Raw genomic sequence first — 6,174 nt, 5'->3', positions numbered from 1 at the left:
ACCTTCGAAGAACCGGACCTGCGCCGTTTTCCCGCCTTGAAGATCGCCAAAGAAGCATTGGCGGCCGGTGGGGCCGCGCCTGCGGTGATGAACGCCGCCAACGAGGTCGCCGTGGCCGCCTTCCTTGACCGCAAGATTGGCTTTCTCGATATTGCCGCCACGGTCGCCGAGGCGCTGGAACGCGTGGCCGGGCAACGATTGAACATGGCCTCCGGCGGGGACGTCCTGGAAGACGCCAGGCAGGTCGACGCCACGGCCCGCCGTATCGCAGGCGACATCGTCGCCGCGCGGGGCCGTTAGGTCGGAGGAACTGCCGCACATGGTCGATTTCGTCCTTACCGCCCTGACCTTCATCATTCCGTTCGCCCTGGTGCTCGGCCTGGTGGTCACGATCCACGAACTGGGCCACTTCCTGGCCGCCAAGATGTTCGGCGTAGCGATCGACCGCTTCTCCATCGGCTTTGGCAAGGCCATCGCCGCCTGGACGGACAGGTCGGGCGTGGAGTGGCGCGTGGGCTGGATCCCGCTCGGCGGCTATGTGCGCTTCACCGGTGACGAAAACGCTTCCAGCGTGCCCGATCGCGACGACCTGGACGCCATGCGCGAGACGATCGAGCGCCGCGAAGGCGTGGAGGCCGTCAGCCGCTACTTCCATTTCAAACCGCTGTGGCAGCGCGCCATCGTGGTCGCCGCTGGTCCCTTCGCCAATTTCGTGCTGGCCGTGGCGCTATTCTCGTCGCTGCTGCTGGCGTTCGGCCAGTACGTTCTGCCCGCGCGGGTGGCCGTGGTGCAGCCGGGCAGCGCGGCCGAGCGCGCCGGTTTCCTGGCCGGAGACGTGATCGTCGAGGCCGACGGCCGCAAGATCCGCAGCTTCGATCAGATCGCCGAGATCGTGCAGGTCCGCGCCGAGGTCCCGACCCGGTTCGTGGTCGAGCGGGCAGGCCGCGAGGTCGCGATCACCGCCACGCCGGAATGGAAGGTCCGCGAGGACGCGGTCGCCGGCAAGCGCCGCCAGGGTCAACTCGGCCTGGTGCCTGCGCAGACCGCCAAGGACTTCGTCCATGTCCGCTACGGCCCGCTGGAGGCTCTGTCGGGGGGCGTTGAACGCACCTGGCGCACGCTGGAGACGACGGTCTACTACCTCGGCCGGATGGCCACCGGCCAGGTCTCGCCGGACCAGCTCAGCGGGCCGCTGGGAATCGCGCGAATCTCCGGCAAAGTCGCCCAGGCCGGCGCCGCCGGCGCCCCCGATCTGGGGGGGATGATCCTCGGCAGCGGCGTCAATCTCCTGCAACTCGCCGGGTTCGTTTCCGTCAGCATCGGCTTCATGAATCTGCTGCCGATCCCTGTGCTGGATGGGGGCCACCTGTTGTTCTACGCCTACGAGGCGGTCACCCGCCGCCCGCTCGCCGCGCGCATCCAGGCCGCTGGCTACCGCGTGGGGCTTGCGCTGCTGCTGGGATTGATGTTGTTCGCCACCTGGAACGATCTGCAGCAACTGCGTGCGTTCAAAATCCTCGGCGGCGTCTTCTCCTGACACCGCCCATTTCCTTTGACGGCTGATACGATGCAAAGACCCCGCGCTCGCCGCGCCGCGCTCGCCTCCGGCCTCGCCCTGCTGATGGGTTCGACGGCGCTTGTCGTCCCCAGCCTGGTGCTGGCTCAGGATCAGGCGGCCCCGCCGCAGCCGGAGCCCGCCGCCCCGGCCGTGGGCCAGCAGTCGGGCGTGATCCAGCGCATCATCGTGCGCGGCAACGAGCGCATCGAGCAGTCGACAATCCTGTCCTACCTGCCGATCCAGCCGGGCGAGACGCTGGACGCGGCCAAGGCCGACCTGGCGCTGAAGACCCTGTTCCGCACCGACCTGTTCGCCGACGTGAAGGTCGAGCTGCAGGGCGCCGACATGGTCGTGACCGTCGTCGAGAACCCGATCATCAACAAGGTGGTGTTCGAGGGGAATTCCGGCCTCAAGGAAGACAAGCTGCGCGACGAGGTCACCGTCCGCCCGCGCGGCATCTTCACCCGCGCCAAGGTGCAGCAGGACGTCCAGCGCATCATCGAGCTTTACCGCCGCTCGGGCCGCATCTCGGCCCAGGTCACGCCGAAGATCGTCGAGCTGCCCCAGAAGCGCGTCGACCTGATCTTCGAGATCAACGAAGGGCCGAAGAGTGGCGTCCTGCGCGTCAACTTCCTGGGCAACAAGGAATTCTCGGACAACGACCTGCGCGATGTAGTCGTGACCGAGCAGACCACCTGGTACAAGTTCTTCGCGACCAACGCGAACTATGACCCGGATCGCCTGGAATACGACAAGGAGCAGCTGCGCAAGCACTACCGCAACCGCGGTTTCTACGACTTCCGCGTCGTCTCGGCGATCGCCGAACTGGCGCCCGACAAGAACGGCTTCGTCATCACCTACACGCTCGACGAAGGCCGCGAGTACAAGTTCGGCAAGATCAGCGTCGAGACCGAACTGCAGAAGCTCGACAAGAACGTTCTGCAGCAGCTGGTGCCGATCCGCTCGGGCGAGACCTATCAGGACGAGAAGATCGAGGCGGCGACCGACTCGCTGACTTTCGCCGCCGGTGCGGCGGGGTTTGCGGCCGTGGACGTGCGACCGCGCTATACGCCCAATAAGGAAACCGGTCTGGTCGACGTGGTCTTCCAGGTCCGTGAAGGCCCGCGCGTCTACGTCGAGCGCATCGACGTGACGGGCAACACCCGCACCCTGGACTACGTCATCCGCCGCGAGATGAATCTCGTGGAAGGCGACGCCTACAACCGCGCCCTGGTCGACCGTTCGCGCAACAACATCCGCGCGCTCGGCTTCTTCAAGGACGTGACCATCGAAGAGGTCCCGGGCACGGCGCCGGATCGCACCAACCTGCAGGTCAAGGTCGAGGAGCAGCCGACCGGGGAACTGTCATTCAGCGCCGGCTACTCGTCGGTCGACCAGCTGGTGCTGGACCTGGGCGTCACCGAGCGGAACTTCCGCGGCCGCGGCCAGAGCGTTCGCGCCCGGATCTCGGCCGGTTCGCTGCGCCAGCAGATCGACTTCGGCTTCACAGAGCCCCGCTTCCTGGGCCGCGACCTGGGGGCAGGGATCGACCTCTACTCGTACCGCTACGACCTGACGGAATATTCGGCGTACAAGACCGTGACCATCGGGGCGAACCTGCGCCTGGCCTTCCCGCTGACCCTGAATTCGCGTCTGTCGACGCGCTACATCCTGCGTCAGGAAGACGTCCAGATCGACAATTCGTACTGCGACCCGACTGCGCCGATCGTGTCGCTGTCGCTTTGCGGACAGCGCGGCAAGTACCTGACCTCGCTGGTCGGCTACACCTATCTGTATGATCGCCGGAACGACCCGATCAATCCGACCCGCGGCTTCCGCTTCGACGTCAGCCAGGACCTGGCGGGCCTGGGCGGCGACGTGAACTACCTCAGCACCGAAGTGACCGGGGGCTGGTATCACGGCTTCAACAAGGACTTCATCCTCAGCGTGACCGGCCAGGCCGGCTACATTGCGGGTTGGAACGGCGACACGGTCCGGGTCAACAGCCGCTTCTACAAGGGCGGCAACAGCTTCCGCGGCTTCGAGACCGCCGGCATCGGTCCGCGCGACACCAACTTCAGCCGCTCTGACGCGCTCGGCGGTCGCGCCTACGCCATCGGCTCGGTGGAACTGACCATTCCGACCGGTCTGCCCGACCAGTACGGCATCAAGGCGTCGTTGTTCTCGGACGTCGGCACCCTCGGCCTGCTGGACGACAAGGATAAGCTCAAGGCCAACGGCACGGTCGACCCGCTGATCTACGATGATCTTTCGCTGCGGGCGACGGCTGGTCTTTCGATCCATTGGCGTTCGCCCATGGGCCCGATCCGATTCGACTTCAGCCAAGTTTTGGCCAAAGAAGACTACGACAAGACCGAAACCTTCCGGTTCTCCACCTCAACCAGGTTCTAGACTCACCACATGACCATCAAAGCCCTTGTCGCGGCGACGTGCGTCGCCGCCATCACCGCTTCCGCGTCGAGCGCGGCTTTCGCCCAGGCGGCTGCGCCTGCCGCTCCCGCTGCTGCGGCGGCTCCGGCGGTCACCCATGGCCCGGCCATCCCCGGCGTGTGCGTGATCTCGCTGGAAGGCGCCATCGCCACCTCCACGGTCGGCAAGTACGTGCAGACCCGTCTGCAGCAGATCGCCACCCAGGTTCAGGCCGAGCTGAAGGCGGAAGAGACCGCTCTCCAGAACGAAGCCAAGACCCTGGAAGGCCAGCGTGCGACCCTGGATCAGAACACCTTCGAGCAACGTGCTGCGGCCCTGCAGGTGAAGGCCAACGCCTTCCAGCGTAAGGCTCAGCTGCGTGAGCGCGAACTTGGCGCGACCCAGCAGAAGGCTCTGGGGCGCGTCGGCCAGGACCTGGATCCGATCATCCGCCAAGTCTACCAGCAGCGCCAGTGCGGCATGCTGCTGAACCGAGAAGCGATCGTGATCGCCAATCCGGCCATGGACATCAGTCAGCCGGTCGTCACGGCCCTGAACGCCAAGATCACGCAGTTTGCGTTCGATCGCGAGCGTCTGGACCAAGCCGCGGCCCCGGCCGCTGCTGCGCCGGCGGCGGCTGCGACCACCGCGCCCCGCAAGTAGGGCGCGACTCGCGATAAAGGCGGGTCGAGCGAGGATAGTCATGCCCGACCCCCGATTTTTCGAAGACCTTGGCCCCGTCACGCTGGCAGAACTGGCCGGCCTGACGGGCGCCGAACTGACCGACCCCACGCAGGCCGACCGCCGCGTCGTCGGCGTCGCGGTCCTGGCCAGCGCCAGCCCTGACACCATCACCTTCCTGTCCGACAAAAAATACGCCACCGAGCTGGCCGCGGCGAAGGCCGGAGCGGTGTTCATCACTCCGCGCGACCGCGACTTCGCGCCGGCCGGGTGCGTCGCCCTGGTGACGCCCACGCCGCAGGCGGCCTACGCCGCGGCCGCCAACCGGCTGCACCGGCCGCGTCGGCACGTGGACGACATGGGGATCAGCCCGCAGGCGACGTTGGAGGAGGGCGTGTTGCTCGGTCCCGGCGTGGTCATCGGCCCGGGCGCCCAGATCGGCGCGCGGACGCAGATCGGCGCGAACGCGGTGATCGGACCAGGCGTCGCCATCGGCCGTGACTGCGTGATCGGCGCGAATGCGACAATCGGCTTCGCCCTGATCGGTGATCGCGTGCGTGTGCTGGCGGGGGCCGTGATCGGCGAGCCGGGTTTCGGCGCCGCGGGCGGCGCCACCGGCGTCGTCGACATTCCTCAACTGGGCCGCGTCATTCTGCAGGACGGGGTGACGGTCGGCGCCAACAGCTGCATCGACCGCGGGGCGTTCGACGACACCGTGATCGGCGAGAACACCAAGATCGACAACCTGGTGCAGATCGCTCACAACGTGAAGGTGGGACGAAACTGCGTCATGGCCGCTCATACCGGCATCTCCGGCAGCGTCGTCATCGGCGATGGCGCGGCCTTCGGCGGCCGCGCAGGGGTCGCCGACCATGTGAATATAGGAAATGGCGCGCAGGTGGCCGCGGCGGCGGGAGTCTTCCGCGACGTGCCCGCAGGCGAAACCTGGGGCGGCGTGCCGGGGCAACCCATCCGGCGCTGGATGCGGGAAGTGGCGTGGCTTGCGCGTGCGGCCAACCGCAAGGAGAAGGGGCAATGAGCAACGAGACTGCGGTGGCCGACACCTCCATAGACATTTCCGAGATCCTGCAACGGATCCCGCATCGCTACCCGTTCCTCCTGGTGGACCGGGCCGAGGACTATCGACCCAACGAGTCGATCGTCGGCATCAAGTGCGTGACGATCAACGAACCGTTCTTCCAGGGCCACTTTCCGGACTATGCGGTGATGCCCGGCGTGCTGATCGTCGAGGCTATGGCCCAGACTGGGGCGGTGCTGATGTCCAAGACCCTGAATGTGGACCGGGAAGGCAAAACCATCCTGTTCACCTCGGTCGATAATTGCCGCTTCCGCCAGCCCGTGCGCCCCGGAGACGTGCTGCGCATGCACGTGAAGGTGGTGAAGGTGCGCGGCGGACTCTTCAAGTTCGAAGGCAAGGCGTTGGTCGGCGACAAGACCGCCGCCGAGGCCGAATTTGCAGCCATGCTGGTGGAGACGCCATGAGC

5 protein-coding genes and 1 pseudogene are annotated in these 6,174 nt (G+C 66.6%); all 6 read left to right on the top strand.

Going from position 1 to position 6,174, the window contains the following annotated elements:
* Window positions 1–300 (top strand): annotated as a pseudogene (locus ACE3T2_RS16755) (1-deoxy-D-xylulose-5-phosphate reductoisomerase); the annotation flags it as partial.
* A 19-nt stretch (window positions 301–319) separates the two neighbouring features.
* Entirely contained in the window at window positions 320–1,537 is a 1,218-nt protein-coding gene (rseP, locus tag ACE3T2_RS16750; RefSeq protein WP_374659391.1) for an RIP metalloprotease RseP, read from the top strand.
* Window positions 1,538–1,567: 30 nt separating this feature from the next.
* Complete coding sequence (bamA, locus tag ACE3T2_RS16745; protein ID WP_374659389.1) at window positions 1,568–3,970, top strand: outer membrane protein assembly factor BamA; 2,403 nt, start codon at window positions 1,568–1,570, stop codon at window positions 3,968–3,970.
* A gap of 9 nt (window positions 3,971–3,979) precedes the next feature.
* Window positions 3,980–4,651 carry an OmpH family outer membrane protein gene (locus tag ACE3T2_RS16740; protein ID WP_374659387.1) on the top strand — a complete coding sequence of 224 codons (672 nt, stop codon included), beginning with the start codon at window positions 3,980–3,982 and terminating at the stop codon, window positions 4,649–4,651.
* A gap of 40 nt (window positions 4,652–4,691) precedes the next feature.
* Window positions 4,692–5,708 (top strand): UDP-3-O-(3-hydroxymyristoyl)glucosamine N-acyltransferase, encoded by a 1,017-nt coding sequence (lpxD, locus tag ACE3T2_RS16735; protein WP_374659385.1) that lies wholly within the window; start codon window positions 4,692–4,694, stop codon window positions 5,706–5,708.
* The gene (fabZ, locus tag ACE3T2_RS16730) at window positions 5,705–6,172 is read left to right on the top strand and encodes a 3-hydroxyacyl-ACP dehydratase FabZ (RefSeq protein WP_374659383.1); all 468 of its coding nucleotides are present in this window, start codon (window positions 5,705–5,707) and stop codon (window positions 6,170–6,172) included. The genes lpxD and fabZ overlap by 4 nt, the downstream gene beginning before the upstream one ends.
* The last annotated feature ends 2 nt before the right edge of the window (window positions 6,173–6,174 follow it).

Origin of the sequence: Phenylobacterium sp., from assembly GCF_041919955.1 — a bacterium.
In the GTDB taxonomy this organism is placed as follows: domain Bacteria; phylum Pseudomonadota; class Alphaproteobacteria; order Caulobacterales; family Caulobacteraceae; genus Phenylobacterium.
Note: the sequence above shows the minus strand (reverse complement) of the source record. Positions and strands in the feature narration are given on the sequence as shown.

What these genes read in the sequence shown, in the direction of transcription:
- rseP (WP_374659391.1), top strand. Translation starts at nt 320, where the DNA reads ATGGTCGATTTCGTCCTTACCGCCCTGACCTTCATCATTCCGTTCGCC.
- bamA (WP_374659389.1), top strand. Translation starts at nt 1,568, where the DNA reads ATGCAAAGACCCCGCGCTCGCCGCGCCGCGCTCGCCTCCGGCCTCGCC.
- ACE3T2_RS16740 (WP_374659387.1), top strand. Translation starts at nt 3,980, where the DNA reads ATGACCATCAAAGCCCTTGTCGCGGCGACGTGCGTCGCCGCCATCACC.
- lpxD (WP_374659385.1), top strand. Translation starts at nt 4,692, where the DNA reads ATGCCCGACCCCCGATTTTTCGAAGACCTTGGCCCCGTCACGCTGGCA.
- fabZ (WP_374659383.1), top strand. Translation starts at nt 5,705, where the DNA reads ATGAGCAACGAGACTGCGGTGGCCGACACCTCCATAGACATTTCCGAG.